At 71.8% G+C, this 26045-nt stretch carries 22 protein-coding genes and 1 pseudogene; 19 read left to right on the top strand and 4 right to left on the bottom strand.

Features of this window, described 5'->3' with window-relative positions; all coding sequences use genetic code 11:
• Positions 1–3 precede the first annotated feature (3 nt).
• Together ABEA62_RS03225 and ABEA62_RS12675 are read left to right on the top strand one after the other, a co-directional pair.
• On the top strand, positions 4–291 hold the full coding sequence (locus ABEA62_RS03225; RefSeq protein WP_286214126.1) for a PqqD family protein: 288 nt from the start codon (positions 4–6) through the stop codon (positions 289–291).
• 180 nt (positions 292–471) lie between these two features.
• Positions 472–615 (top strand): annotated as a pseudogene (locus tag ABEA62_RS12675) (helix-turn-helix domain-containing protein); the annotation flags it as partial.
• A gap of 163 nt (positions 616–778) precedes the next feature.
• On the opposite strand, the gene metX (ABEA62_RS03220) reads toward ABEA62_RS12675, so the two are convergent.
• Positions 779–1981 carry a homoserine O-acetyltransferase MetX gene (metX, locus tag ABEA62_RS03220; RefSeq protein ID WP_286214125.1) on the bottom strand — a complete coding sequence of 401 codons (1203 nt, stop codon included), beginning with the start codon at positions 1979–1981 and terminating at the stop codon, positions 779–781.
• Complete coding sequence (locus ABEA62_RS03215) at positions 1978–3354, bottom strand: bifunctional o-acetylhomoserine/o-acetylserine sulfhydrylase (RefSeq protein ID WP_286214124.1); 1377 nt, start codon at positions 3352–3354, stop codon at positions 1978–1980. Before ABEA62_RS03215 ends, metX (ABEA62_RS03220) begins: the two co-directional genes overlap by 4 nt.
• Positions 3355–3951: 597 nt before the next feature.
• Between ABEA62_RS03215 and ABEA62_RS03210 the strand changes: the two genes are divergently transcribed.
• On the top strand, positions 3952–6015 hold the full coding sequence (locus ABEA62_RS03210; protein WP_286214123.1) for an S-layer homology domain-containing protein: 2064 nt from the start codon (positions 3952–3954) through the stop codon (positions 6013–6015).
• A gap of 186 nt (positions 6016–6201) precedes the next feature.
• Here the strand turns inward: ABEA62_RS03210 and metX (ABEA62_RS03205) are convergent, their stop codons facing one another.
• Complete coding sequence (gene metX, locus ABEA62_RS03205) at positions 6202–7398, bottom strand: homoserine O-acetyltransferase MetX (RefSeq protein WP_286214122.1); 1197 nt, start codon at positions 7396–7398, stop codon at positions 6202–6204.
• Between the two features lie 198 nt (positions 7399–7596).
• Here metX (ABEA62_RS03205) and ABEA62_RS03200 point away from each other — a divergent pair, with 198 nt between their 5' ends.
• Positions 7597–8970, top strand: coding sequence for a C40 family peptidase (locus ABEA62_RS03200; protein ID WP_286214120.1), 1374 nt, complete (start codon positions 7597–7599; stop codon positions 8968–8970).
• A gap of 199 nt (positions 8971–9169) precedes the next feature.
• Here ABEA62_RS03200 and ABEA62_RS03195 read toward each other — a convergent pair whose 3' ends face one another.
• Entirely contained in the window at positions 9170–9694 is a 525-nt protein-coding gene (locus ABEA62_RS03195) for an inorganic diphosphatase (RefSeq protein WP_286214119.1), read from the bottom strand.
• A gap of 75 nt (positions 9695–9769) precedes the next feature.
• On the opposite strand from ABEA62_RS03195, the gene dacB reads away from it, so the two are divergent.
• The 15 genes from dacB to ABEA62_RS03120 all read left to right on the top strand — a co-directional run bounded on the left by dacB (position 9770) and on the right by ABEA62_RS03120 (position 25917).
• Complete coding sequence (dacB, locus tag ABEA62_RS03190; RefSeq protein WP_345378525.1) at positions 9770–11203, top strand: D-alanyl-D-alanine carboxypeptidase/D-alanyl-D-alanine endopeptidase; 1434 nt, start codon at positions 9770–9772, stop codon at positions 11201–11203.
• Complete coding sequence (gene tilS, locus ABEA62_RS03185) at positions 11193–12215, top strand: tRNA lysidine(34) synthetase TilS (RefSeq protein ID WP_286214117.1); 1023 nt, start codon at positions 11193–11195, stop codon at positions 12213–12215. Before dacB ends, tilS begins: the two co-directional genes overlap by 11 nt.
• A 14-nt stretch (positions 12216–12229) precedes the next feature.
• Positions 12230–12766, top strand: a complete 537-nt coding sequence (gene hpt / locus ABEA62_RS03180) for a hypoxanthine phosphoribosyltransferase (protein ID WP_286216734.1) — start codon at positions 12230–12232, stop codon at positions 12764–12766.
• Between the two features lie 735 nt (positions 12767–13501).
• Positions 13502–13924, top strand: coding sequence for an endonuclease domain-containing protein (locus ABEA62_RS03175; RefSeq protein WP_286214116.1), 423 nt, complete (start codon positions 13502–13504; stop codon positions 13922–13924).
• A gap of 251 nt (positions 13925–14175) precedes the next feature.
• Positions 14176–16266 (top strand): ATP-dependent zinc metalloprotease FtsH, encoded by a 2091-nt coding sequence (ftsH, locus tag ABEA62_RS03170; RefSeq protein WP_286216733.1) that lies wholly within the window; start codon positions 14176–14178, stop codon positions 16264–16266.
• 2 nt (positions 16267–16268) lie between these two features.
• Positions 16269–16835: a GTP cyclohydrolase I FolE gene (gene folE, locus ABEA62_RS03165; RefSeq protein ID WP_286214115.1), complete on the top strand. Its 567-nt coding sequence runs from the start codon at positions 16269–16271 to the stop codon at positions 16833–16835.
• A gap of 9 nt (positions 16836–16844) precedes the next feature.
• Positions 16845–17672, top strand: a complete 828-nt coding sequence (gene folP / locus ABEA62_RS03160; RefSeq protein ID WP_286214114.1) for a dihydropteroate synthase — start codon at positions 16845–16847, stop codon at positions 17670–17672.
• Positions 17669–18700, top strand: a complete 1032-nt coding sequence (gene folK / locus ABEA62_RS03155) for a 2-amino-4-hydroxy-6-hydroxymethyldihydropteridine diphosphokinase (protein WP_286214113.1) — start codon at positions 17669–17671, stop codon at positions 18698–18700. The genes folP and folK overlap by 4 nt, the downstream gene beginning before the upstream one ends.
• 55 nt (positions 18701–18755) lie before the next feature.
• On the top strand, positions 18756–19217 hold the full coding sequence (locus tag ABEA62_RS03150) for a DUF3180 domain-containing protein (RefSeq protein WP_345378520.1): 462 nt from the start codon (positions 18756–18758) through the stop codon (positions 19215–19217).
• Between the two features lie 296 nt (positions 19218–19513).
• Positions 19514–19996 carry a PH domain-containing protein gene (locus ABEA62_RS03145; protein ID WP_286214111.1) on the top strand — a complete coding sequence of 161 codons (483 nt, stop codon included), beginning with the start codon at positions 19514–19516 and terminating at the stop codon, positions 19994–19996.
• Positions 19993–21600 (top strand): PH domain-containing protein, encoded by a 1608-nt coding sequence (locus tag ABEA62_RS03140; protein ID WP_345378516.1) that lies wholly within the window; start codon positions 19993–19995, stop codon positions 21598–21600. Before ABEA62_RS03145 ends, ABEA62_RS03140 begins: the two co-directional genes overlap by 4 nt.
• Entirely contained in the window at positions 21593–22561 is a 969-nt protein-coding gene (locus ABEA62_RS03135; RefSeq protein WP_286214108.1) for a Rossmann-like and DUF2520 domain-containing protein, read from the top strand. Before ABEA62_RS03140 ends, ABEA62_RS03135 begins: the two co-directional genes overlap by 8 nt.
• On the top strand, positions 22561–23433 hold the full coding sequence (gene panC / locus ABEA62_RS03130; RefSeq protein WP_286214107.1) for a pantoate--beta-alanine ligase: 873 nt from the start codon (positions 22561–22563) through the stop codon (positions 23431–23433). The genes ABEA62_RS03135 and panC overlap by 1 nt, the downstream gene beginning before the upstream one ends.
• Before the next feature lie 20 nt (positions 23434–23453).
• The gene (panD, locus tag ABEA62_RS03125; RefSeq protein WP_286214106.1) at positions 23454–23879 is read left to right on the top strand and encodes an aspartate 1-decarboxylase; all 426 of its coding nucleotides are present in this window, start codon (positions 23454–23456) and stop codon (positions 23877–23879) included.
• Between the two features lie 346 nt (positions 23880–24225).
• Positions 24226–25917, top strand: coding sequence for an L-aspartate oxidase (locus tag ABEA62_RS03120; RefSeq protein WP_286214105.1), 1692 nt, complete (start codon positions 24226–24228; stop codon positions 25915–25917).
• Positions 25918–26045 lie beyond the last annotated feature (128 nt).

The raw sequence follows: 26045 nt of genomic DNA, 5'->3' as shown, positions 1-26045 counted from the left end.
CCCATGACCGAGCCGACCCCGCTGACCCGCACCGAGGGGCTTGCCGAGGTGGCCTCGGAGACCCGCGCCACCGTGCTCAACCTCCCGCGCCTCGAGGAGCAGCAGGTGCCGTACATCTTCGAGGGCACAGCCCTCGAGATCTGGGTGCGCATCGACGGCACGCTGAGCGAGGCGGCCATCGTCGCAGAGCTCGTGGAGGCCTACGATGTCCCCGCCGAGCAGATCATGCCCGAAGTGCGAGCCTTCGTCGCCCAGCTGCTTGAGCTCGGCCTGGTGGTGGGGGAGGCTTGAGCGTTGTGTGATCGGGCTGTTCCGGCCCTGAGCGGAACAGCGCCGACGGGACATCGGCGGTTGCCGGGGTAGCGGCAAAATCCCCACTACTGCGATTGCGGGATATTTCCCACATCGGGCAGTGTGGCGACATTCCCACATCTCGGAGACCGGGGCCGACGCCACGCAAGGAACGGTGCCATGCCGAAACTGACCGCACGCAAGCCGCAGGACCTCGCCGCCGTCGTCACGGACGCGCGTGAGGAGGCGGGCATCAGCCAGGCAGCGCTGGCGGAGCGGCTCGCGCTCACCCGCGACTACATGGTCGATCTCGAGTCGGGGCGCACGACCTTGTGCATGTCGCGCATGTTCCGGGTGCTGAACGAGCTCGACGTCGCCATCGTGGCCAGCTACGGCCGCGACGACGCCTCATCCAGAGGTCCGACCTGCTTGCCGCGCCCTTGTCGAACCACCCCAGCGTGGACCGAGCGATGTTGGACTCGACGCTCTACGCGCCCACCCCCACCGCCACCCGCTCGAGCAGCCCGGCCACCGCATCGTTCAACCCCGAATCGGGCACCAGGAAGCCGTCGTGCCCGATGTCGCTGTGGAGCACCACCAGCTCGGCGCGCGGGATCGCACCGGCGAGCCGCTCGGCGTCGGCCAGGGGGTAGAGGCGGTCGGAGTCGATCGCGACCACCAGGGCCTCGCCCTCGTAGCGTGACAGCGCGGCCTCGACGCCGCCGCGGCCGCGGCCCACGTCGTGCGTGTTGATCGCGTGCAGCATCCGCAGGTACGAGTTCGCATCGAACCGCCGCGCCAGCTTGTCCGCGTGGTGGTCCAGGTAGGACTCGACCTGGAAGAACCCCTCCGGGCGCAGCGGGTCGCCGTCCTGGACGGACCGGCCGAACCGCTCGTTGAGCTCGGGCGCGGACCGGTAGGTGGTGTGCGCGATCACGCGCGCCAGCCCGAGCCCGTGGTGCGGGCCCTCGCCGTCGGGCGCGTCGTAGTAGTCGCCGCCGCGGAAGTTCGCGTCCAGCCGGATCGCGGCCGCCTGCGACGCATGCCAGGCGATCTGGTCGGCCGTGGTGGCCGCCGTTGTGCCGATCGCCGCGATGGCCCGCACCCGCTCCGGGTACGTGGCCGCCCACTCGACGGCCCGCATTCCGCCCATCGACGGGCCCAGGATCAGCGCCCACGCGTCGATGCCGAGCAGGTCCGCCAGGCGCGCCTCCGCGACCACCTGGTCGTGGAGCGTGACGTACGGGAAGCTCGAGCCCCACGGGCGCCCGTCCTCGGGGTGCGGGTGCGCGGGCCCGGTCGAGCCCTGGCAGCCGCCCACCACGTTGGCGCTCACCACGAAGAACCTGTCGGTGTCGATCACCTTGCCCGGCCCGACCAGGTCGGACCACCAGCCGCCGGTGGGGTGGCCGGGGCCGGCGTCGCCCAGCACGTGGCTGTCGCCCGTGAACGCGTGCGCCACGTACACGGCGTTGTCGCGCGCGTCGTTGAGCTCGCCCCACGTCTCGTACGCGAGCGTCACGTCGAGCGTGCCGCGAGGGTCGCCCTCGAGTGGGATCTCGCCCAGGTGCGCGAACCTGCGTTCGCCGGGGTGGTCGCCCGGGCGCCAGGCGGACGATGCGGGAATGGGCCCGGCCTCATCCCTCGCCTCGCCCGCCGGCGCCCAGGCGGTGTCGACGTGGTCGGTCACGCCGGTGCTGCCACGTTCGAAACCGCCTCTGCCAGCGCATCGTCCTGCCGCCGCGCGACCGCGGCTGCGGCCTCGAAGCCCAGGGCGAGGTCGCCCAGGATGTCGTCGATGTTCTCGATGCCCACCGCGAGGCGCACCAGCGCGGGGGAGACGCCCGCGGAGAGCTGCTGCGCCTCGTTGAGCTGCGAGTGCGTGGTGGTCGCCGGGTGAATCGCGAGCGAGCGCACGTCGCCGATGTTCGCCACCAGCGAGTGCAGCTGCAGCGCGTCGACGAACGCCTGGCCCGCCTCCTTGCCGCCCACGATCTCGAACGCGAGCACGCTGCCGCCGCCCTTGGGGGCGTACTTCTTCTGGAGGTGGTTCCAGCGGGAGCTCGCCAGGCCGCTGTAGGCGACCGACGTCACCTGGGCGTGACCCTCGAGGAAGTCGGCGACCTGCTTGGCGTTCTCGACGTGGCGCTCGACGCGCAGGCTGAGGGTCTCGACGCCCTGGGCGATGAGGAACGCGTTGAACGGGCTGATCGCGGCGCCGGTGTCGCGCAGCAACTGCACGCGGGCCTTGAGGATGAAGCTGAGGTTCACCCCGAAGATGCCGTCGACGCCCAGGTCGCGGCCGTAGACCAGGCCGTTGTAGCTCGGGTCGGGCGTGTTGTAGTTGGGGAAGCGCTCCGGGTGGGCGCCGAAGTCGAACGAGCCGCCGTCGACGATCACGCCGCCGATGGCGGTGCCGTGGCCGCCGAGATACTTCGTGGCCGAGTGGGTGACGATGTCCGCCCCCCACGCGAGCGGGTTCACGAGGTACGGGCTCGCGACGGTGTTGTCGACGATCAGCGGAACGCCGACCTCGTGCGCCACGGCCGCGACCGCCTCGATGTCGAGCACGTCCTGCTTCGGGTTCGAGATGGACTCTCCGAAGAACGCCTTGGTGTTGGGGCGAACCGCGGCGCGCCACGACTCGGGGTCGTCCGGGTTCTCGACGAACGTCACCTCGATGCCGAACTTGGGCAGCGTGTGCGCGAACAGGTTGTGTGTGCCGCCGTAGAGCGAAGGGCTCGACACGACGTGGTCGCCCGCCTCCGCGATGTTCTGGATCGCGAGGGTGTTCGCGGCGGATCCGCTGGCGACCAGAAGCGCGCCGACGCCGCCCTCGAGCGCCGCGATCCGGTCCTCGACCGCCTGCTGGGTCGGGTTGCCGATGCGCGTGTAGATCGGGCCCAGCTCCGCGAGCGCGAAGCGGGCCGCGGCCTGCGTGGTGTCCTCGAACACGAACGAGGTGGTCTGGTAGATGGGCAGAGCACGGGCGCCCGTCTCTGAATCGGGGGTCTGACCGGCGTGGATCTGCTTGGTCTCGAAGGCCCAGGTGGGGTTCGTCATGATGGCTCCTTGGAAGTCGGTGTCGGTGCGGGTCTGGCGTGTCGCGTCTGGTGAGACTGCTGCTGGACTCGGATCCGCGGCCCTCGGGAGCGGTGCCGTGTCGCTGGCCACCGGGCGTGCAAGCGCACCGGCAGTCCGCGACCCCGAGGGGCGCGGCGCGCGACGAGGCGGTGCCCGCTACGGGAGAGATCTGGCCTGCCACTCCGTCGTGAGGAGGAGGCCGGCGCCCGTCACGGGCGCACGCCGAACGTGCGCGGGGTCAGCGACACATTCGACGGAACATGGGTGGGACTGTAGCCCGGACGCGGCGTGGCTGGCAAGCGGGCGGCGAGTGAGTGCTCGCGCGTGCTGCGGCTCCGCCACACGCTTTCGCGGTTGCGCCGTGCTGCGGCTCCGCCACACCGTTTCGCGGCTGCGCCACACAGGGCTCGGCGTGTCGTCGGCGAGTCGGCCGCTGCAGCCGCTGATTGCGCCCGTGGGGAGGGCTGTTGTGTGGCGGAGCCGCGGGGCGGGGGCGGAGCCGCGGGGCGGGGGCGGAGCCGCGGGGCGGGGGCGGTCGCTTCGCCGGGGGCACCCCCGCGATACGCTCGGCGCACCATGAGCCGCATGCCTCGCGCCCCGCGCACTCCCCGCACCCGCTCCTCCCGTCTCGCCCGCTCCTCCCGTCTCGCCCGCGCCGCGCGGGCGACCGCCGCCCTCCTGATGGCCGCCGCGCTCGGTGCAGCGGGCATCGTCCCCGCGCAGGCCGCGGAGACCTACTCGCTCTCCGGCACGGTCACGCTTCCGCCGTTAGTGCCGCCCGAGGCCATGGACGCGATCCAGGTGCAGGTGCGGTCGTACGACCCGTGGGTCGACCAGACCGTGTCGCCCGACGCGACCGGCGCGTACGTGGTCGAAGGGCTGCCAAGCGCCGTCTACACCGTCGAGTTCCTGGTGGGCACCTACGTGGACCCCGCCACGGATCTCAAGGTGACCCCCAACGCCGTGGGCGAGTATTGGCGCGGCGCGTCCACGTACCACCTGGCCACGCAGGTGCCGGTGGGCCAGGGCGCGAACCCGGGTGACGTCACGGGAATCGACGCGGAACTCGAGCACGGCAGGACCATCGCGGGCACCGTGACTCTCGCGCCCGGCGCGGACCCCGCCCTGCTGGCCCAGGGGATCGAGGTCTTTGCTGAGCCGGTCGATGCGGGGATTTCCACCACCGCGACCGCGGCGGTCGACCCCGCGACGGGGGCCTACAAGCTCACCGGGCTCAAGCCGGGCACGTACATCCTGGAGTTCGACGGGGCGGGCGAGGGGGCGGACCGCACCAACGTGATCCGCGAGTTCTACGCCGACGCCCTCACTCGCGAGGACGCGACCCCGGTCAACGTTGGGGGGAGCAATTTCATCGGGGTGAACGCCGAGCTCGCGCAGGGCCGCACCATCACCGGGGCACTCGCCGTCGAGGACGGCGCGGACCCGGCGGCGCTGCGGGGAGTGCAGGTGATGGCGTTCGGGCCCACGGGCACGACGTTCGGCGTGGTGGATCCCGAGGCCGGCACGTATTCGCTGTCGGGGCTGGTGCCGGGGGAGTACACCGTCGAGTTCTCCGACTCCGGCTATCGCGACCCGGGCTCGGGCGCGTGGGTCGAGTCGAGCCTCGCGATCGAGTACCTCGAGAACAGGCGCACGCAGGGCACCGCCAACGTGATCGACGTGAGTGGCGGCAGCGTCGAGCGCGACGTGCGGCTCGAGCTCGCCCGGACCATCAGCGGGACGGTGACGCTGGCATCGACCCTCGACCCGCGCGAGGCGGACACGCTCCACGTCCACGTGCTTGACCCCGTCTCGAAGCTCAGCCGCACGGGCTGGGTGCGTCCCGACGGCACGTACGCGATCCCGGGGCTTCCGCCGGGCGAGTACACGGTGCGCTTCTACGGCGAGGGCTATTGGGACGATGCCACCGGCAGGGAGGTCTCGCGCGTCCAGTCCGAGTATTGGGACGATGCCGAGACCCTCGCATCCGCGACCGCCGTCGACCTCACCGCGGGTGACGCGCGCGGCATCGATGCGGAGCTCGCCGAGCGCCCGCGGATCGAGTTCGCCGACGTGGATGGCTCCGCGTTCACGACGGAGATTCAGTGGCTCGCGGACGAGGGCATCTCGACGGGTTACCCCGTCGCAGGCGGGCAGCAGGAGTTCCGGCCGCTCGGCAGGGTCACGCGCGACGCGATGGCGGCCTTCCTGTATCGCTTCGCCGGCTCGCCGCACGTGGACCTCGACGAGGGCTCGCCGTTCGTCGACGTGCCGACCTCGCACCCGTTCTACGAGGAGATCGTGTGGCTCGCACAGACCGGGGTCACCACGGGGTGGGAGGTGCCCGGCGGACGCGAGTTCCGACCGTCCCGGCCGATCACGCGTGACGCCATGGCCGCGTTCCTCTACCGCTTCGCGGGGTCGCCCTGGTGGGAGACCCCGTCGATCACGAAGTTCTCCGACATCAAGCCGAGCACGCCGTTCTTCCACGAGATCACGTGGCTCGCGGAGATGGAGATCTCGACGGGCTGGACCGTGGGGCGGCGGACCGAGTTCCGTCCGCTCGAGAACATCAAGCGCGATGCGATGGCGGCGTTCCTCTACCGCTACGCGGGGCTGGGGCTCGGCGCGCCCGCCTGAGCTGGGTTCCGCGCCCGGCATCTCCGCGGCTCCGCCACACGCCGGACCCCCCATGGGACGCTGGTGGTCGCTTTTCGGAGGAGTCGGCGCGCCATGGGACGCTCACGGTCGCTGGCGTGTGGCGGAGCCGCGAATCCGTGTGGCGGAGCCGCGAGAGAGTCAGCCGCGACTGCGCGAACCCGCCCCTCACAGCTCGCGCTCGAACTCCTCCATGAACGCGTTCATCTGTGCCGTCTCGACCAGGAAGCCGTCGTGACCCACCGCGGAATGCACCACCTTGACTCCTGCGGAGCCCGACAGTGCGGCATCGAGCCGCTGCGAGTTCTGCAGCGGATACAGCCGGTCGGAGTCGATCGCGATGACCAGCGCAGGGTCGGTGTAGCGCGCGAGCGCGGTCTCGACGCCGCCGCGACCGCGTCCCACGTCGTGCGACTGGATCGCCTGCGCGAGGCGCACGTAGGTGTTGGCGTCGAAGCGCCGCGCAAGCTTGCGCGCGTGATGCTGGATGTAAGACTGCACCGCGAACAATCCGCCCCGGCCGATCGGGTCGCCTTCGCCCTGGTAGGAGCGCCCGAAGCGATCGTTGAGCTCCCCTGCACTGCGGTACGTGGTGTGCGCGATCATGCGCGCGATGCCTAGCCCCACGTGCGGCCCGTCGCCGTCCGCCGCGTCGTAGTAGTCGCCACCCCTGAACCTCGGGTCGGCTTCGATGGCTGCGAGCTGCGCGGTCGACCACGCGATCTGGTCCGCGGTCACGGCCCCCGTCGACCCCACGGGAGCGATCGCCCCGACCCGCCCCGGCGCCATGACCGTCCACTCAAGCGCCCTCATGCCGCCCATCGACGGGCCGGTCATGAGCCTCCACCGGTCGATCTCGAGATGGTCCATCAGGGCGATCTCCGCGCGGGCCATGTCGCGCATCGTCACGTAGGGGAAGCGCGATCCCCACGGTCGCCCGTCCTCGGGGTGAGGGGAGGACGGCCCGGTCGAGCCCTGGCACCCGCCCACGACATTCGCGCACACGATGAAGTGGCGCGCCGGGTCGATCGGCTTGCCCGGCCCGACCATCGCGTTCCACCAGCCGCCCGTGTGGTGGCCCGGCTCCGCGGGACCGAACACGTGGCTGTCGCCCGTGAGCGCATGCGCGACGTACACCGCGTTGTCGCGCGCGGCGTTGAGCTCGCCCCACGTCTCGTACGCGAGCGTCACGCCGGGCAGCACACCCAGCGGATCCGCCTCGAGCTCGAGGTCGCCCAGCGCGAAGAACAGCCGTCGGCCCGGGTGGTCGCCGTCGCGCCATGCGGCGCTCGCGGGGATCGGCGCGCCGGGGCCCGGCCCCTCGTCGGCGGCCCTCGCGTCGGTCTCGATGCCGTCGTCATCCATGGCGCTCAGCCTAGGGGACGGTCGCGCGCGCACGCCCGTGCTCAAGTGCGGTCTTGTGAATGCCGATGTCCGAAGAGAGGGACGATGCCGCGTGGACTTTCGCACACGGCGGTTCCGCGCGCGGATGGTCCGGTTTAGGATGAGCGCGGAAGTGACAGATGTGACAGATGTGACTCGCGAGACGAGAAGGAGGCAGGGGTGATCCTGCGCAGACGGGTGGCCGCCCTGGCCACCATCGCCGTGGCCGCGAGCGCGCTGGTGATCGCCGGACCTCCTCACCGTGCGACCGCGGACAACTACCCCGGCCAGGACCAGATCGATGCCGCCCGCGCGGCCGCAGCATCGGCCGCCGCGAGCGTCGACACGCTCGATGCCGCGATCGTCTCGCTCGAGACCGCACGCGCGGACGCGGAGACCGCCGCCGCGCTCGCCGCGGACGAGTACTCGCTCGCCAACGCCCACCGCGAGGAGGCGCAGGCCACGCTCCACGCGGCGCAGTCTCGCGCCGCGGAGGCCGAGGAGGCGCTCGCCGCCGCCCGTGCACAGCTCGCCGTCGTGGCGCAGGCCGCGTACCGCGACTCGGGTGCGATGAGCTCGCTCGGCGTCGTGGTGGGTTCCGAGACGGTCGAGCAGGTGGTGGTGCGTTCCGAGGCCATCACGCGCTCGTCCGACGAGGCCGACCTCCTCATTCAGGAGGTCAAGGCGGCCGAGCTGGTCGCGACCACGATGCGCGACCACGCCGCCCGTGCGGCCGAGGACGCGGAGGCCGCCGTCGCCGCGGCCGCCACCGCACTCGCCGAGGCCGAGGACCTCCAGCGCAACGCCGATGAGGCCGTCGCGGGAGCCGCCGCGGCGCGCGCCTCCGCGATCGAGCGGCTCGCGCGGATGCGCGGTGTCTCGGTCGCGCTCGAGGAGCAGCGGCAGGAGGGGCTCGAGGCGGACCGGCGCGAGGCGGAGCGCGAGGCGTGGGAGCAGGCGCAGCAGGAGGCCGAGCAGTCGGGCGGTTCGGGCGGTTCGGGTGGCTCCGACGGCTCGGGTGGCTCGGGTGGCTCCGACGGCGGGGCATCGACGCCGAAGCCGACCACCACGTCGACCCCGAAGCCCACGACCACGTCGACGCCCAAGCCGACCACGACATCGTCCCCCAAGCCCACCGAGACACCGGCCCCGCCGGTCACCGGCGGATGGAAGTCCTCCGCGGCGCAGGGTCAGCAGGCGGTCGACAAGGCGCTCACGCTCATGGGGACCGACTATCTGCTGGGCGGAAACGGCCCCGCGTATGACTGCTCGGGCGTGACGTATGCCGCGTGGCGCTCCGCGGGCATCATGATCCCGCGGTCATCGCAGACCCAGTACAACGCGCTGACCAAGGTGCCGATCTCGCAGATGCGCCCCGGTGACCTGGTGTTCTACGGCTCGGGGCGGTCGACGTCGGCGATCTATCACGTGGGCATCTACATCGGCGGCGGCATGATCGCTGAGGCGACCAAGCCGGGCGATGTGGCGCAGATTCGCGCGTACGACGCGAGCTGGCGCGTCGGCAACCTCATCCCCTACGTGGGACGGCCGTAGTCACGGGTTGCGGCTGTCTCAGCTCACGGCTCCGCCACACACGCCCTGCACCGTGCGACAACGAGCGTCCCATGGCGCGCTCGGACCTGCGAAAAGCGACAGTGAGCGTCCCACAGCGCGCGGGCGTGTGGCGGAGCCGCGATTCCGTGTGGCGGAGCCGCGAGGGAAAAGCAGAGCAAGAGCCGGAGAGAACCCGGGCTCAGTGGTCCTGCGGCGGGTGCAGCGGGTTGAGCGTCGCAAACGGCGTGCCCTTGGCGCGCTCGAAGGAGGACCGGATCTCCTCCTCGGCCTCCTCGCGCGAGACCCAGTGGGCGCCCTCGACGGACTTACCGGGCTCGAGGTCCTTGTAGACCTCGAAGAAGTGCTGGACCTCGAGGCGGTGGAAGTCGGAGACGTCGGTGAGCTCCTGGCGCCACGTCTGGCGCTGGTCGCCCACGGGCACGCACAGCACCTTGTCGTCGCCGCCGGCCTCGTCGCGCATGCGGAACATCCCGAGCGCACGGCAGCGGATCTGGCAGCCGGGGAACGTGGGCTCCTCGAGCAGCACCAGCGCGTCCAGCGGGTCGCCGTCCTCACCGAGCGTGCCGTCGATGAAGCCATAATCATCGGGGTAGCGCGTCGAGGTGAAGAGCATGCGGTCGAGGACGATGCGGCCGGTGTGGTGATCCACCTCGTACTTGTTGCGCGAGCCCTTCGGGATCTCGATGGTGACGTCGAATTCCATGCTGGGTCCTTAACGGTAGGTCTGAGGTCCTAGAGCGGTCCGGGTACTAGTGTGACGCATGTTCGGAGGTCGTGGGTGCGAAGAATCGTGGCGGGCGTGGCGGGCTCCGTCCTGCTGCTCGGCGGGGGGTACGCGTACGCCGACGCGCGCGACGTGGTCCCCGGCTGGATCACCGCCGCGCCCGTCGAGGTGCCGCAGGCGCCCTTCATCACCGCCGCGCCCGTGGCTGCGGCGCCCGATCCCACCGCCGCGCCCGTCGCCGACCTCGACCCCGACGCGCCTCGCCCTGACACCGCGACCGTTCAGTCGCTCGCCGAGGCAGTGCGGGCCGACCCGCGCACCGGCGAGTCCACGAACATCTCCGTGATCGACTACCTCGACGGCACGGTCTACGCCGACCTCTCCGCCGCGGACCCCCAGGTCCCCGCCTCGACCACCAAGCTGCTCACCGCGGTCGCGGCCGTCGGTCACCTAGGAGCGGACTTCCGCACCCGCACGACTGTCACCTGGAACCCAACCACCCGCACGCTCACGCTGGTCGCGGGCGGCGACGTCATGCTCGCGGCGGGCGAGGGACACGGCGGCACGGTGGGCGCTGGCGACGACCCCGCGCAGGGCTGGGCCGGGCTTGGGGACCTCGCCGCGCAGGTGGCGGCGGCGGTGGGGGACGATGCCGCGGGCCTCACCGTCGTCGTCGACGACCTCGCCTTCCCCGGCCCCGCGTGGCCCGAGGAGTGGCCCGACTACGCGTTCGACATGGGATACGCCGCCCCCGTCACCGGCCTCGCGGTCAACGGCGCGCGCCTCAGCGATGACAACTACGCCCAGCGCGCCGCCGACCCCTCGCTGCACGCCGCGGGCCTCTTCATTGCCGCGCTCGGGGAGCGCGGACTGACCGTCGAGGGAGAGGCGACCAGGGCATCGTCCCCCGTGAGGGACGATGCCGGGGCCACGGAGGTCGCGGCCGTCGAGTCCGCGCCGCTCGCGGAGGTCGCGCGGCACCTGCTGGCCGTGTCCGACAACACGGTGTCCGAGGCGGTCGCGCGCGTGCTGGCGCTCGCGATGGGCAGGCCCGCGACTCCCGCGGGTGGGGCCTCGGCGATCACGCTCGCGCTGCGCGACCTGGGGGTGCCGACCGCGGGACTGGAGTTGTACGACGGCGCGGGGTACTCGGACCGCAACCAGATCGCTCCCGCGATGCTCACCGCGGCGCTCACGGTCGCGCGTGAGGAGCCGGGACTGTTCGGGCTGCTGTCGTGGCTGCCGCTCGCGGGGCTCGAGGGCACGGTCGAGTCGCGCTACGTCGGCTCTCCCGTCGCGGGCTTCTGGCGCGCGAAGACGGGTTCCCTGACGGGGGTCACCTCGATCGCCGGGGTGATCGTCACGGCGGACGGTCGTGCACTCGCCGTCGCGATCCTTGCGGACGGCATGCCGTACGGGCAGGAGCGGCCGCAGTCGGCGTTCGACGAGTTCCTCGCGGCGCTGGCAGAATGCGGATGTGAAGGATGAGGGCAATCCGTTGACGGGACCGCATCCCGCGGTCGCGGCGTGCCGCGTGGCGGTGCGTGACGCCCTCGGCGAACTCGAACTCGGCACGCGCGTGTGGGTCGCCGTCTCGGGTGGCCCCGACTCGCTGGCGCTGGCCGCCGCGGTCGCCTTTGTGGCCCGCAAGCAGGGACTCTTCGCCGGCGCGATCATCGTGGACCACGGCCTGCAGCCCGACTCCGCGGTCGTGGCCGAGCGCGCGGCTCACCAGGTGCGTCGCGCCGGCATCCACACGGTCTACGTCGAGAAGGTGACGGTGGGACGCGCGGGCGGCATGGAGGCGGCGGCGCGCGAGGCGCGGTACGCGGCGCTCGAGGCGCGGATCGACGCGGAGGGCGGCCTCGCGCCGTTGCTGCTCACGGGACACACGATGGACGACCAGGCGGAGACCGTGCTCCTGGCCCTCGCGCGCGGCTCGGGTGCCCGCGCGCTCGCGGGGATCCCCGCCAGGCGCGGGCGCATCGTCCGTCCGTTCCTCACGATCCGTCGCAAGGACACGATGATGGCGTGCGAGGCGCTCGACCTCGAGCCGTGGCACGACCCCACGAACTTCACCGAGGACGGCCCGCGCCGCTCCGCGCTGCGCACGCGCGTGATGCCGTCGCTGGTCGAGGTGCTCGGGCCCGGGGTGGTGTCGGGGCTCGCGCGATCCGCCGCGCTGCTGCAGGCCGATGCCGACGAGCTCGACCGGCAGGCGCGCTCCGCGATGGGGGCGTCGGTGTCCGCGGTGCGCTCGGACGACTGGCGCTGCGACATGCTCGCGGCCCTGCCCGACGCGATCCGCACGCGCATGCTCAAGATGCTCGCGGAGAACCGCGGGGCCGGGCCGCTCACCGCGACGCACGTGGCGGCGCTCGACTCGCTGGTCACCGCGTGGAAGGGACAGGGCGCGATCTCGCTTCCGGGCGGATTCGAGGCGCGCCGCGAATATGGCAGGCTGGTCATCAGCCACCCATTGGAGGAGAACCAGCCGTGAGCTTCCAGTACGACATGAGCGACTTCTCCGAGGTCCTGGTCTCCGAGAACGCGATCGGGCGCAAGCTCGACGAGATGTCCGCCGCGATCCGCGCCGACTACGAGGGCAAGGACCTGCTGCTCGTGGGCGTGCTCAAGGGCGCGGTCATGGTGATGGCCGACCTCGCGCGCCGCATGCCGCCGAGCGTGCAGATGGACTGGATGGCGGTGTCCTCGTACGGGTCCGGCACCAAGTCCTCGGGCGTGGTGCGCATCCTCAAGGACCTCGACGCCGACCTCACCGGACGGCACGTGCTGATCGTCGAGGACATCATCGACACCGGAGTGACGCTGTCGTGGCTGCTGGGCAACCTGCGCTCGCGTGGGGCGGCGTCCGTGGAGATCGCGGCGCTGCTGCGCAAGCCCGCCGCCGCCGTGGTGGACGTGCCGGTGCGGTACATCGGCTTCGACATCCCGCCGGACTTCGTGGTGGGTTACGGGCTCGACTTCGCGGAGAACTACCGCACGCTGCCGTTCGTGGCGGTGCTCAAGCCCGAGGTCTACGAGCGGTAACCGGCTGCAGGTCTCTCGCGGCTGCTGGCGTCTTGCGCCTGCTGGCCGTGGAGACGCGGCTCCGCCACACCGCGCTGTCTTGCGGCTCCGCCACACGGATTCGCGGCTCCGCCACACAGCGCTCGGCGTGTCGCCGGCGAGTCGCGGGCGAAAGGCCGGGATAGCGCGACCTGGGGGGCTCCTTGTGTGGCGCAGCCGCGGGAGATGCCGGGCGGCACCGCTGCGCGGCGCCGGTGGTGCCGATGCTCACAGGGCCGGCGGTGCGGGGGCGGGCCGACCTGTTTTTGGGGATGAGGCGTCGCACACGCGCGGCGGGTCCACAGTCGATCCGTGGATGCGCGACGAGTCTTGGACGAATCTGGAGGCGCCGCGCGCCTGGAGACCTTGCTGGCGAGCGGCGTCACGGAATCGCGCCTGCGCCGCGAGGTCGCCGGTGGCCACGTGGTCCGTCCACTTCGAGGCTGCTACGCGTTGCCGCACGCGTCACGAGCGGCGATCCTCAGGGCCGCGTACCGCGCGGAACTCTGCTGCCTGAGCCTGTGCGAGGCGCTAAAGCTGCCCATCATCGCGGCCGACCCATGCGTGCATCTGGTCGTCCCCAGGGACCGAGCTCGGCGCGCCACGGACAAGCGACCGGTGTCGGGGGTGACGCTTCACCGCCTCGACACCCCGGGGGGATCCGACTCCGCGACCATTGCGGTCGGGCTTGACCTCCTAGGTCGCTGCGCGGACCGCATGCAGCAGATCGTCGCGCTCGATGCGGCGCTCAACCGTGGCTTCCTGGCCCGCGGCGACATCGCGGACTTCACCTTCACCGAACCGCACCGGCGCCAGTGGCTGATGGACATGGTTGATGCGCGAGCCGAGTCCTTGCTCGAGACGATCCTTCGCGTGGCGCTTGTCGAACGCGGATTCGAGGTTCGGCCACAGGTGCGGATCGCAAGCGCGGGGCGGGTGGACCTGGTGGTGTCTGGCAAGGTCGTTGTCCAGACCGATGGCAGCGAGCACCACAGTTCCCCGGCCCAAGTCATCGAGGACAAGCGGCGCGACCGCGTGTGTGTGGTCGCCGGCTACCGGGTGTTGCGCTTCTCCTATGCCGACGTCATGTTCCACCTCGACGAGGTCGTCGAGCAGATCACGGCGGCGCTCGCCTACTGAACCCGCGGGCCCGCGGCCCCGCCACACGACCCGGGCGCGGCTCCTGCGGCTCCGCCACACAGCGAGCCGGCGCATCGTCCCTCAGGAGGGCTTTCGACGGCGACACGCCGCCGACACGCCGAGCGGCGTGTGGCGGAGCCGCGAATCCGTGTGGCGGAGCCGCGGGACAAGCAGCGGTTGAAACACCCCCACCACGCCGTGAGCGAAACCTTTACCTTGCGTCGGTGCCACCGCGTAGAGTCGACCTCACGATGAAGAACGTCCTCAACTTGCGCCTGATTATCTTCTATGTCCTGGCAGCCCTGGTGGTCGGCTGGGCCGTGTCGGGTCTGCTCGGCCCCCGTGTCGAGAGTGTCGACACCTCCGAGGGGCTTGCCATGTTGCGCGCCCAGGTGGCCGAACAGGTGAAGATTGTCGACGGCGATCAGCGCGTCGAGATCACGCTGATCGACCCCGCGGAGTTCCCCGATGACTCCCCGGCGGAGTGGAGCGAGTTGGGCGACCGTGTGCAGTTCTTCTACGTCGCGCCGCAGGGTGACGAGGTCGTCGAGGCGATCCGCACCGCCGAGCCCGCGCAGGGCTACAACTCCGAGGTCCCGCAGAGCTCGATCTGGGCGACGCTCGCGTTCACGTTCCTGCCGATCCTGCTGCTCGTGGGCCTGTTCTGGTTCATCATGTCGAACATGCAGGGTGGGGGCGGCGGCCGCCTCATGAACTTCGGCAAGTCCAAGGCCTCCCTGGTCACGCCCGACACCCCCACCGTGAAGTTCGAGGACGTCGCGGGTGTGGACGAGGCCGTCGAGGAGCTCAAGGAGATCGAGGAGTTCCTCGAGAACCCCGCGAAGTTCCAGGCCGTGGGAGCCAAGATCCCCAAGGGCGTCCTGCTGTACGGCCCTCCCGGCACGGGCAAGACGCTGCTCGCGCGCGCCGTCGCGGGCGAGGCGGGCGTGCCGTTCTTCTCGATCTCGGGATCCGACTTCGTCGAGATGTTCGTGGGCGTGGGTGCGTCGCGCGTCCGCGACCTCTTCGAGCAGGCCAAGAAGAACAGCCCCGCGATCATCTTTGTCGACGAGATCGATGCCGTCGGCCGTCACCGCGGCGCCGGCCTGGGCGGCGGCCACGACGAGCGCGAGCAGACGCTCAACCAGATGCTCGTCGAGATGGATGGCTTCGACATCCACACCAACATCATCATGATCGCCGCGACCAACCGCCCCGACATCCTTGACCCCGCGCTGCTGCGCCCCGGCCGCTTTGACCGGCAGGTGGGCGTCGATGCACCGGACCTCAAGGGCCGCGTCAAGGTGCTTCAGGTGCACGCCAAGGGCAAGCCCATCTCTCCCGAGGTGGACCTCGACGGCCTCGCGCGCCGCACCCCCGGCTTCACCGGCGCCGACCTTGCGAACGTGCTCAACGAGGCCGCGCTGCTCACCGCGCGCCGCGAGAAGCAGCTGATCGGCCCGTCCGAGATGGACGAGGCGATCGACCGCGTCATCGCCGGACCGCAGAAGCGCACGCGCGTCATGAACGACCACGACAAGCGCGTCACCGCGTACCACGAGGGTGGACACGCCCTAGTAGCAGCGGCGATGCGCCACACCGACCCCGTCACCAAGGTGACGATCCTTCCCCGCGGCAGGGCGCTCGGCTACACGATGGTCATGCCGCAGGAGGACCGCTACTCCAAGACGCGCAACCAGCTGCTCGACAACCTCGCGTACGCGATGGGTGGCCGCATTGCGGAGGAGCTCGTCTTCGGCGACCCGTCGACGGGCGCCTCGAACGACATCTCTCAGGCCACCGAGATCGCCAAGCAGATGGTCACCGAGTACGGCATGTCCACGCGCATCGGCTCGGTGCGCCTCACGGGCAGCTCGGGTGAGGTCTTCCTGGGCCGCGACATGGGTCACGGCCGCGAGTTCTCCGAGTCGGTGGCGTCGACCATCGACCAGGAGGTGCGCGCGCTCATGGACAACGCGATGGCCGAGGCCACTCTCGCGCTCGTCACCAACCGCGCCATGCTCGACACGCTCGCGGAGGCCCTCCTCGAGAAGGAGACCCTCAACGAGGGAGAGCTCGCGGACATCTTCGCGAAGGTCGAGCAGATCCCCGCGCGCGACGAGTGGATCTCGGGCGCCTGGATCGAGGCGGCCCCCGCATCGGCCAAGGGCGGTGCGATCCCTCTCGTCGCCTCTCCCGAGGTGGGGGACGATGCCGCGGCTGGGTCGAGCGAGGACGGCACCGCCGCCGGCGGCGGCGAGGGTGAAGGCGAGGGCGGCGGCGAGGATGACGGCGACGACTCCGCACCCGCGCCCGACCTGATCGAGCCGAAGGACCAGTGACGATGGCGGTCGACAAGCCGCGCATCGAGGCCGCGGTCCGCGAGATTCTCGCGGCGGTCGGGGAGAACCCCGACCGTGACGGCCTGCGCGACACCCCCGCACGAGTCGCGCGCGCCTACGAGGAGTTCTTCGGTGGCCTCCACCAGGATCCCGCCGACGTGCTGTCCGCGGTGTTCGAGCTGGGCCACGAGGAGATGATCCTGGTCAAGGACATCGAGCTGTACTCGATGTGCGAGCACCACCTGGTGCCGTTCCACGGGGTCGCGCACGTCGCGTACATCCCGGGCACGGACGGCCGCATCACGGGCCTCAGCAAGCTCGCACGGCTCGTGGATGTGTTCGCCAAGCGCCCTCAGGTGCAGGAGCGCCTCACGACGCAGGTGGCCGATGCCCTGGTCGACGAGCTCGGCGCGCGCGGCGTGATCGTCGTGGTCGAGGCAGAGCACCTCTGCATGTCGATGCGCGGGGTGCGCAAGCCCGGCTCGCGCACGGTGACCTCCGCCGTGCGCGGAGCGATGCGCGACGGCGCCACCCGCGCGGAGGCGATGAGCCTGATCGTCGGGAAGTAGGGCGCGGCCGTGACGCTCGTCATGGGCATCCTCAACGTGACGCCCGACTCGTTCTCCGATGGGGGTCGGTTCTCGGAGCACGACGCGGCGATCGCCCGCGGCCTCGAGCTCTTCGCGCAGGGTGCAGCGCTGGTCGACGTGGGCGGCGAGTCCACCCGCCCTGGTGCCGTGCGCGTGCCGGTCGACGAGGAGATCCGCCGCGTGGTGCCCGTCATCCGGGCGCTCGCGAGCGAGGGCGTCGCAACCAGCATCGACACCATGAACGCGGTCACGGCCCGTGCCGCCGTCGAGGCCGGGGCGAGCATCGTCAACGACGTCTCCGGCGGGCTCGCGGATCCCGAGATGGCCGCCACCGTGGCCGGACTCGACGTCGACTTCGTCGCGATGCACTGGCGCGCTCACTCCACCGAGATGGACGGCCGCGACACCTACGAGGACGTGGTCGCCGAGGTGGGGCGCGAGCTCGACGCCCGCGTCGCCGCCCTGGTGGCGGCGGGCGTCCCCGACGACCGCATCGTCCTCGATCCCGGGCTGGGATTCTCGAAGGTGACCGACTCGAACTGGCCGCTGCTGGCCCGCATGGACGAGTGGGCGCGCGGCCGGCGCGTGCTGATCGGCGCGTCGCGCAAGCGGTTCCTGGGCGCCGCGATCGCGCGGCCGGGCGTCGACGCCGCGGACCCCTCCGCGCGCGAGCACGCGACCACCGCGGTGACCGCGCTTGCGGCGGCGGCGGGGGCGTGGGGCGTGCGGGTGCACGATGCGGGGGCGGCCGTGGATGCGGTGCGCGTCGTGTCGGCTTGGGAGAACGCGGCGCGAGCGCAAGGATGGGACGCATGACGACTCCGGCTGTGACTCCGTACCTCAAGGATGGGGTCGAACTCGACCAGATCATCGTGCAGGGCATCCGGGTGACCGGTTTCCACGGGGTGTACGCGCCCGAGAAGGAGACGGGTCAGCTGTTCCTCGCGGACGTGGTCGCCCACGTGTCGACGCGCGCCGCCGCGGGGCGTGACGACCTCGGGCGGACGGTGAACTACTCCGACATCGCGGACCGCGCCGCCGAGATCCTGGGCGGCGACCCCGCGGACCTGCTCGAGACGGTCGCCGAGCACATCGCGCGCGCGATCCTCGAGATGGACGGCGTGCACTGCGTCGACGTGATCGTCCACAAGCCGCAGGCACCGCTGCACGTCGAGTTCCGCGACGTCGCGGTCAAGATCCGCCGCGACCTGCGCTCCGGCGGGCTGTGGGCGGACAAGCGCATCGGGTCCTCGGCGGGCGCGCCGGGCGATCCCTTCGCGCCGGTGCTGGTGCCCAAGGGGCCGGCGGACACCCGTCCCGCACAGCCACTGCGCGCGTACCTCGCGCTGGGCGGCAACATCGGCGACGTCGACGCGACCTTCCGCGAGGCGCTGTGGGAGCTGCACCGCATCCCGGGGATCTCCGTGCAGAGGGCATCCTCCCTGTTCAAGACGCGGCCCGTGGGTGGTCCCGAGCAGGACGACTTCCTCAATGCCGTCGTCGAGGTCGAGACCGCCCTCGCGCCGCGCGAACTCCTGGCTGCGTGCCAGGGAGTCGAGGTGCTGCACGGGCGCGAGCGCCTGGTCGAGAACGGTCCGCGTACCCTCGACGTCGACATCCTCGCGTATGGCGACCTCGAGATCGACGCCGAGGACCTGGTCATCCCTCACCCGCGCGCGACCTCGCGCGCCTTCGTGCTGCAGCCCTGGGCGACTCTCGCCCCGGAGTTCGAGGTCGCCGGTGCCGGTCGCGTCGCCGACCTCGCCGCCGCGGTTGGCACGGAGGGCGTCGAGCTGGTGGCCGCGCAGTGGCCGGCGTCGCCCGAGGCGCCTCACCAGGCATGACGATGCCTGGCCCCGGTCTGTGTTCCCTCAGGCGACGCTCGAGCGAGAGTCCGCGATGACGCCGCTGAGCAAGACGCGCCTCGCGATCATCGCGGTCGTGATGGCCGCCGTCGCGTGGGGCATCACCCGGCTGGGACTCGCGGCGGGGCGCTCGCCGCTCGCCGTGCCATGGACCGTGGTCGTGGTGGCGGGTGCCGGCGCGGCGCTGGCCCTCGCCTTCGGGTGGTCCGTGCGGCAGTATCGCGCCGGGCACAACCCGGGGCTGAGCGCGATGCGTGCCACACGCACCGCGGTGTTCGCCCAGGCGTGCGCGTACACGGGCTCGATCATCGCGGGAGCGTTTGGCGGCTATGCGCTCGCGCTGGCCCTCGAGTGGTCGCATGCGCCGCGCCGGGAGGTCGCAATCTCCGCGCTCGTGGCGGTCGCGGGTGGCTTGGTGCTCGCGGTGGCGGGACTCGTCGCCGAGCACTGGTGCAAGCACGACGGCGGCGACCGCGAGGACTCCGCCCCCGCGTAGCGGGCTCACTTGCCTCTGCTCGCCCCCGTCCCTGTTTCGCGTGCCCCCCCGTCCCTGTTTCGCGTGCCCCCCGTCCCGCACGCTATGGGACGCTCATGGTCGCCTTTCGGAGTTCTTGGCGCGCCATGGGACGGTCATTGTCGCGGGGCGTCATCCCTCCGCGCCGACCATGGATGTCCCATGGGAGGCGCCAACCTCTCGAAACCGACAATGGCCGTCCCATGGCGCGCTCCGGTGGGTGAAGCGGCGGGTGGCGCGATGCTGGCAGACCCGGTGCGAAGTGGAACACTGATCCCATGACCTGGTACACCAACGCAGATGCCCCCTGGACCCACGTGTCGCGCCGCCTCATCACGGCTCGGCTCATCACGTTGTGGATCTGGATGGCGCCGCTGGTGATCGCGGGACTGGTGATCACCGCGCTCTCCTCCGAGCCCTGGTTCCTCGCCCTCACCGGCGCCGGGCTCGCGCTCGGTGCGTGGTTCTCGTGGATCGTGGTCCGTCAGGTCACCGTGCACGCCTGGGCCGAGGGCGAGGAGGACCTGCTGGTCCGCCGGGGACGCATGTTCCGCTCGGTCACCGTGGTGCCCTACGGACGCATGCAGTACGTCGACGTCAAGGCGGGGCCGCTCGACCGCGCGCTCGGCCTCGCGACGGTCCAGCTCCACACCGCGTCACCTGGCACGGACGCCTCGATCGCGGGGGTGCCTGCCGAGGAGGCCGCGCGCCTGCGCGACCGCCTCACCACGCGCGGAGAGGCGAGGCTCGCCGGGCTATGAGCGACACCCCCGTCTACGAGGCGCCTCGCGAGTGGACGCGGCTCCACCCCGTCTCCCCCCTGCTCGGCGGGTGGGCCGTGGTGGGTGCCGTCTTCGCCTATTTCCTCTACCAGAACATGCCGTCCTGGGTCGTGGGCGACGACTACGACTTCCTCGACGAGTTCCCCGTGCTGTGGGTCGCGATCGCGGCCGTGATCGGCTTCGCCGCGGTGCTGAGCGTCTCGTACTGGCAGTGGCGTCGCACCGAGTTCCGCCTGGGTGACGACACCGTGTACCTGCGCCAGGGCATCGTCACCCGTCAGCAGCGCCAGGCACGCCTGGACCGCCTCCAGGCGGTTGACGTGGTCCAGCCGCTGCTCGCGCGCGTGTTCGGGTTCGCGGCGCTCAGCATCCAGGTCGCCGGAGGAGAGGACTCGAGCGTCGAGCTCAAGTTCCTGCGCCTGGGCGACGCGGAGGCCCTGCGCAACGAGATCCTCTACCTCGCCGCCGGCCTCAAGCGCGAGCGACAGAACCAGCAGGACCCCCAGGCGCCAGGGGAGGAAGGCGCCCACGTCGCCCCGGCATCGTCCCTTCGCGACCTACGGGCACATCTGGGCGAGCGCGCGGAGGCGCTGGGCCGCCCGGAGGACATCCTGCGCGGCACCGAGACCGCGCGCACCGCGATCGCCGCGGCCGTCGAGCGCGAGGTCTATAAGGTGCCGACCGGGCGACTCGTCGTGTCGACGCTGCTGAGCGGCCCGGCGCTGCTCGTGATCGCGCTGCCGATCGTCGCGGGAATCGCGGTGCTGTTCTTCCACCTCGACATCGTCGAGGCGGTCGGCGCGATCGTGGGCACCAGCCTCGTCGCGATGTTGGGTGCGCTCGGCGCGCTGTTCAGCTTCTTCTGGACCCGTCTCAACGGAGGGTTCGGCTTCACGGCGGGCATCTCCGAGGACGGGTTGCGCTTGCGCCACGGGCTCATGGAGACGCGTCGTCAGACGGTGCCGCCGGGGCGCGTCCAGGCCATCCGCCTGCACCAGCCCCTGCTGTGGCGCTGGACCGACTGGTGGCGCGTGACCATCAACGTCGCCGGCTACGGCGAGGACAGCGAGTCCGTCTCGGTGCTGCACCCCGTCGCGACCAGGCAGGAGGCGCTCACCGCGGTGTGGCTCGTGCTGCCCGACCTGGGCGACCCGGACCCGCACGGCACGCTCGGCTACGCGATGCACGGGACGGGCGACGAGGGTGGGTTCCTCACGAGCCCGCCCGCCGCACGCAGGGTCGATCCGTGGCAGTGGCGCTTCCGTGGCGTGCGCGCGACCGAGCGGGCGCTGCTCATCCGCCGCGGCCGCTGGGAGAAGGAGCTCTTCGTGGTCCCGCACGAGCGCACGCAGTCGCTCGGCCTCTCGCAGGGGCCGATCCTTCGCGCGCTCGGACTCGCGAACGTCGAGGTCCACTCCACCTCGGGCCCCGTCACGCCCATCGCGGCGCACCTGTCGCAGGAGGACGCGTTCGCGCTGCTCGACGCACAGGCCGCGCGCGCCCGCGCGGGCCGGCGCCGCCAGACCCCCGAGCAGTGGATGGCGGCGGTGGGATTGGACGATGCCGTGGTCGCCGATGCCTGACACGACCGGTCCCGCCGCGCGCGGCCACGAGGTGCGCGGGAACACGCGCCGTCCCGGCCGCCTCCGGATCGGGCTCGTGGGGGCCGGCCGCGTGGGCGCGGTGATCGCCGCCGCCCTGCGCGAGGTGGGCCACGAGGTCGTCGCGGCCTCGGCGGTGTCGGACGCGTCGCTCGCGCGCGTCGAGGCGCTGCTTCCCGGCGTGCCGATCGCCCCGCCGGACGAGGTCGTGCGCGCCGCCGAGCTCGTGCTGCTCACGGTTCCCGACGACGAGATCGCTGCCGTCGCCGCCGGACTCGCGGCCGTCGAGGCCTGGCGGCCCGGGCAGCTCGTGGTCCACACGAGCGGCCGCCACGGGATCGCGATCCTGGCGGACGCGGCGACCCCTGGCATCGTCCCCTTGGCGATCCATCCCGCGATGACCTTCACCGGCACGTCCATGGACCGCGCGCGGCTGCACGATGCCGTGTTCGCCGTGACCGCGCCGCCGGGCATGCTGCCGATCGCGCAGGCGCTCGTGGTCGAGATGGGCGGCGAGCCGATCGTGGTCGAGGAGTGGGACCGGCCGGCGTATCACGCCGCGCTGGTGCACGGCGCGAATCACGTGGTGACCGCGGTGACGCAGGCGAGCGCGATGCTCGCGAGGATCGGCATCGAGGAGCCGGCGCGCGTGCTCGGGCCGCTCACGCATGCGTCCGTCGATGGGGCGCTGCGCGAGGCCCCCGGCGCGGTCGCGACGCTCACCGGTCCGGTGGTGCGCGGCGATGCCGGCACCGTCGCGGCGCACCTCGAGGCGCTCGCGCGTCAGCCCGAGGCGCTCTACGCGTACCGGGCCATGGCGCGCGTCACGGCCGACCTCGCGCTCAGCGGGGGACGCATCGGCCCCGCGCAGTACGCGGACATCATCGCGACGCTGGGGCCCGACGCGCCCCTCGTGGCGGGCGACACGGACACGGAGGCCTGATGCGCATCGTCCATACCGCGGCCGAGCTGCGGGGCCCCGCGATCCGTCCCGCGCGACGCGCGGGCGACCGCCCCAGCCGTGCCGTCGTCATGACGATGGGTGCGCTGCACGAGGGCCACCTGTCGCTCGTGCGCGCGGCCCGCGAGGCGGCGGACGAGGTCGTGGTGACCGTGTTCGTCAACCCTCTGCAGTTCGACGACCCCGCTGACCTCGATCGTTATCCTCGTACCCTTGAGGCGGACGCCGCCCTGCTCGAGCCGCTGGGCGTCGACGTGGTGTTCGCGCCCTCCGTCGAAGAGGTCTACCGCGGCTGGCCGCCGGTCGTGACGGTGTCTGCGGGGGAGATCGGCCGGGTCTTCGAGGGGGAGCACCGTCCGGGACACTTCGACGGCGTGCTCACGGTGGTGTGCAAGCTGCTGGGGCTGACGCAGCCCGACCTCGCGTTCTTCGGTCAGAAGGACGCGCAACAGGTGATCGCCGTGCGCACCATGGTGCGGGACCTGTCGATGCCGGTCGAGGTGGTCGCCGTCCCCACCGTGCGCGACGCGGACGGCCTGGCGCTGTCCTCGCGGAACGTGTTCCTGTCTCCCGCCGAGCGCACGCGCGCGCTCATCCTGTCGCGGGCACTTCGTGCGGCCGATGCCGTGGCCAGGTCGGGCGGCACGCTCGCCCAGGTGGTGGAGGCCGGGCGCGGCACGATGGCGGAGGTGCCCGAGGTCGAGCTCGACTACCTCGATGCGCTCGACCCGGTGTCCGCGCAGCCACTCGACGCGGGTTACCGTGGTGTGGCCGTGATCGCCGTCGCCGCCCGCGTGGGCGAGACGCGACTCATCGACAACGTCGTGACGCGCATCGGCCCCCTCGCCGACTGACGCGACCTCGGAAGGACCCCATGACCTCGCTTCAGCGCACCATGCTCACCGGCAAGATTCACCGCGCCACCGTGACGCAGGCGGACCTGCACTACGTCGGCTCGATCACGATCGACGCGGACCTGCTCGATGCCGCCGGTGTGCTGCCCGGGCAGCAGGTCGACGTGGTCGACGTCACCAACGGCGCGCGGCTCAGCACGTACGCGATTCCGGGCGAGCGCGGGTCCGGCGTGGTGGGCATCAACGGCGCCGCGGCGCATCTGGTGCATCCGGGCGACGTGGTGATCGTGATCGCATACGGCCTGTTCGCGGACGCCGAGGCGCGCGTCTTCGAGCCCAGCGTCGTGTTCGTCGATGCGTCGAACCGGATCGTGTCGCGCGGCGCCGACCCCGGCCAGGTGCCCGAGGGCTTCGGGCTCGAGGCGTCGGGCGTCCCGCTGAGCTGACGCGCGGCTCGCGCTCCTTCCCGGCCTGCGCCGCCTGCGCCGCCCACCCCGCCTGCGCCGCCTGCGCCGCCCTTCTTCGCGGCTCGACTGCGCTACCCCGCGGCTCCGCCACACGTTTTCGCGGCTCCGCCACACGGGCATCGGCGTGTCGTCGGCGTGTCGGGGCCTGAGCCCCGCGAACTGCGCCGATTCTCGCGTCCTCGTGTGGCGGAGCCGAGGGCGGGCGCAGGCGAATGCCGCGAGCGGGTGCGGGCGAATGGTGCGAGCGGGTGCGGGCGAATGCCGCGAGCGGAGGGGGCGAGTGCCGCGAGAAGGCGACACAGCGCGCCGGCGGTAGCCTGAGCGAATGACCGCCTTCGTGCGCCGCCTCGCCGCGCCTCAGCCCGGCTGGACCATCGACACCGACGTCATCGTGGTGGGATCAGGAATCGCCGGCCTCACCACGGCGCTCGACCTGCGCGAGCGGGTCGACCGCGTGCTCGTCGTGACCAAGGGCGTGCTCAGCTCCGGCAGCACGGTCTGGGCTCAGGGTGGAATCGCGGCGGCGATGGATCCCGATGACACCCCCGAGGAGCACCTCCAGGACACCCTGGTGGCGGGAGTGGGACTGTGCTCCGAGGAGGCGGTCCGCGTGCTTGTCACGGAGGGTCCGCATTCGGTGCGCAAGCTCCTGCGCCGCGGTGCGCAGTTCGACCTGGGTCCCGACGGCGACCTCACGCTCACGCGCGAGGGCGGCCACCACCGGGACAGGATCGCGCATGCGGGCGGCGACGCGACCGGAGCCGAGATCTCGCGCGCGCTCGTCGAGCAGCTTGAGGCGGTCCGCAACGATCCCGGCATCGAGGTGATCGAGCACGCGATGGTGGTCGACCTCCTCACGGCCGCGCCCGATGCCGACGGTCGCCCCGGTCCCGTGTGCGGCGTCACTCTCCACATCATCGGCGAGGGCTCGCGCGACGGCGTGGGCGCAGCGCTCGCGAAGGCCGTGATCATCGCGACCGGCGGAATCGGCCAGGTCTTCCGCTCGTCCACCAACCCGGCATCGTCCACGGGCGACGGACTGGCCGTGGGCCTGCGCGCGGGCGCGGCCGTCGCGGACGTCGAGTTCGTGCAGTTCCACCCGACCGTGTTGTGGCAGGGCGCGAATGCGCGCGGGCAGCTGCCCCTCATCTCCGAGGCCGTGCGCGGAGAGGGCGCGTACCTGCTGAGCGCCGCGGGTGAGCGCTTCATGGTGGGCCGCCACCCGCTCGCGGAACTCGCGCCGCGCGACGTGGTGAGCAGGAACATCGTCGACGTGATGCGCGAGGAGGACGCCGACTCGGTCTTCCTCGACTGTCGCCACCTCGACGGCGCGTTCCTCGAGAGGCGCTTCCCGTCGATCTGGGCGTCGCTCGCCGAGCACGGAATCGACATGTCCCGCGACCTCATCCCCGTTGCGCCGGCGCAACACTTCCACTCCGGCGGCATCCTCACGGACCTGCACGGACGCTCGACGCAGCGCGGCCTCTACGCGATCGGCGAGGCCGCATGCACCGGCGTGCACGGCGCCAACCGGCTCGCCTCGAACTCGCTCCTCGAGGGGCTGGTCTTCGCGCGCAGGGCCGCGCGGGACGCGGCCGCCATGGTGGACGATGCCGTGCTCGAGCAGCTCGAGCCCGTCGAGCGGGCGGGGGAGTCGGCCCTGGTACCGGCGACGATGCGCGCGAGGGTGCAGGCGATCGCCCACGAGGGCGCGGGGCCGGTCAGGGATGGCGACGGTCTCGACGATGCCGCGGCCAGGCTCGACCGCATCCGCGCGCGCTTCCACACGGAGCCGGTCACGGCGGTCATGCCCCAGACCGCCGAATGGGAGACCACCAATGTGGTCGCGACCGCGTCCGTGCTGGTCCAGGCGGCGCTGATGCGCGAGGAGTCCCGTGGCGGGCACCTGCGCGAGGACTTTCCCGACACCGATCCCGCGTGGGCCGTGCGCCTCGGGGCGCGGCTCGACCCGGACGGCGAGCTCGAGTTCATGAAGGCGCCGCTCGAGCTGGGGTGACGGGGGCTCTCTGCCTTGTTTTGCCTTGTTTTGCCTTGTTCTGCCCTGCTCTGCCTCGCTCACGGCTCCGCCACACGCCGGCGACCATGGATGTCCCATGGCGCGTCGCCACGTCGCAGAAGCGACCA

The organism is Demequina sediminis (assembly GCF_039545075.1).
Lineage (GTDB): Bacteria > Actinomycetota > Actinomycetes > Actinomycetales > Demequinaceae > Demequina > Demequina sediminis.
Note: the sequence above shows the minus strand (reverse complement) of the source record. Positions and strands in the feature narration are given on the sequence as shown.

What these genes read in the sequence shown, in the direction of transcription:
- ABEA62_RS03150 (WP_345378520.1), top strand. Translation starts at nt 18,756, where the DNA reads ATGACGCCGCTGAGCAAGACGCGCCTCGCGATCATCGCGGTCGTGATG.
- ABEA62_RS03195 (WP_286214119.1), bottom strand. Translation starts at nt 9,694, where the DNA reads ATGGAATTCGACGTCACCATCGAGATCCCGAAGGGCTCGCGCAACAAG.
- ABEA62_RS03215 (WP_286214124.1), bottom strand. Translation starts at nt 3,354, where the DNA reads ATGACGAACCCCACCTGGGCCTTCGAGACCAAGCAGATCCACGCCGGT.
- hpt (WP_286216734.1), top strand. Translation starts at nt 12,230, where the DNA reads ATGAGCGACTTCTCCGAGGTCCTGGTCTCCGAGAACGCGATCGGGCGC.
- ABEA62_RS03135 (WP_286214108.1), top strand. Translation starts at nt 21,593, where the DNA reads ATGCCTGACACGACCGGTCCCGCCGCGCGCGGCCACGAGGTGCGCGGG.
- ABEA62_RS03120 (WP_286214105.1), top strand. Translation starts at nt 24,226, where the DNA reads ATGACCGCCTTCGTGCGCCGCCTCGCCGCGCCTCAGCCCGGCTGGACC.
- ABEA62_RS03175 (WP_286214116.1), top strand. Translation starts at nt 13,502, where the DNA reads ATGCAGCAGATCGTCGCGCTCGATGCGGCGCTCAACCGTGGCTTCCTG.
- panC (WP_286214107.1), top strand. Translation starts at nt 22,561, where the DNA reads ATGCGCATCGTCCATACCGCGGCCGAGCTGCGGGGCCCCGCGATCCGT.
- ABEA62_RS03210 (WP_286214123.1), top strand. Translation starts at nt 3,952, where the DNA reads ATGAGCCGCATGCCTCGCGCCCCGCGCACTCCCCGCACCCGCTCCTCC.
- ABEA62_RS03225 (WP_286214126.1), top strand. Translation starts at nt 4, where the DNA reads ATGACCGAGCCGACCCCGCTGACCCGCACCGAGGGGCTTGCCGAGGTG.
- metX (WP_286214122.1), bottom strand. Translation starts at nt 7,398, where the DNA reads ATGGATGACGACGGCATCGAGACCGACGCGAGGGCCGCCGACGAGGGG.
- ftsH (WP_286216733.1), top strand. Translation starts at nt 14,176, where the DNA reads ATGAAGAACGTCCTCAACTTGCGCCTGATTATCTTCTATGTCCTGGCA.
- ABEA62_RS03145 (WP_286214111.1), top strand. Translation starts at nt 19,514, where the DNA reads ATGACCTGGTACACCAACGCAGATGCCCCCTGGACCCACGTGTCGCGC.
- folK (WP_286214113.1), top strand. Translation starts at nt 17,669, where the DNA reads ATGACGACTCCGGCTGTGACTCCGTACCTCAAGGATGGGGTCGAACTC.
- panD (WP_286214106.1), top strand. Translation starts at nt 23,454, where the DNA reads ATGACCTCGCTTCAGCGCACCATGCTCACCGGCAAGATTCACCGCGCC.
- folE (WP_286214115.1), top strand. Translation starts at nt 16,269, where the DNA reads ATGGCGGTCGACAAGCCGCGCATCGAGGCCGCGGTCCGCGAGATTCTC.
- ABEA62_RS03140 (WP_345378516.1), top strand. Translation starts at nt 19,993, where the DNA reads ATGAGCGACACCCCCGTCTACGAGGCGCCTCGCGAGTGGACGCGGCTC.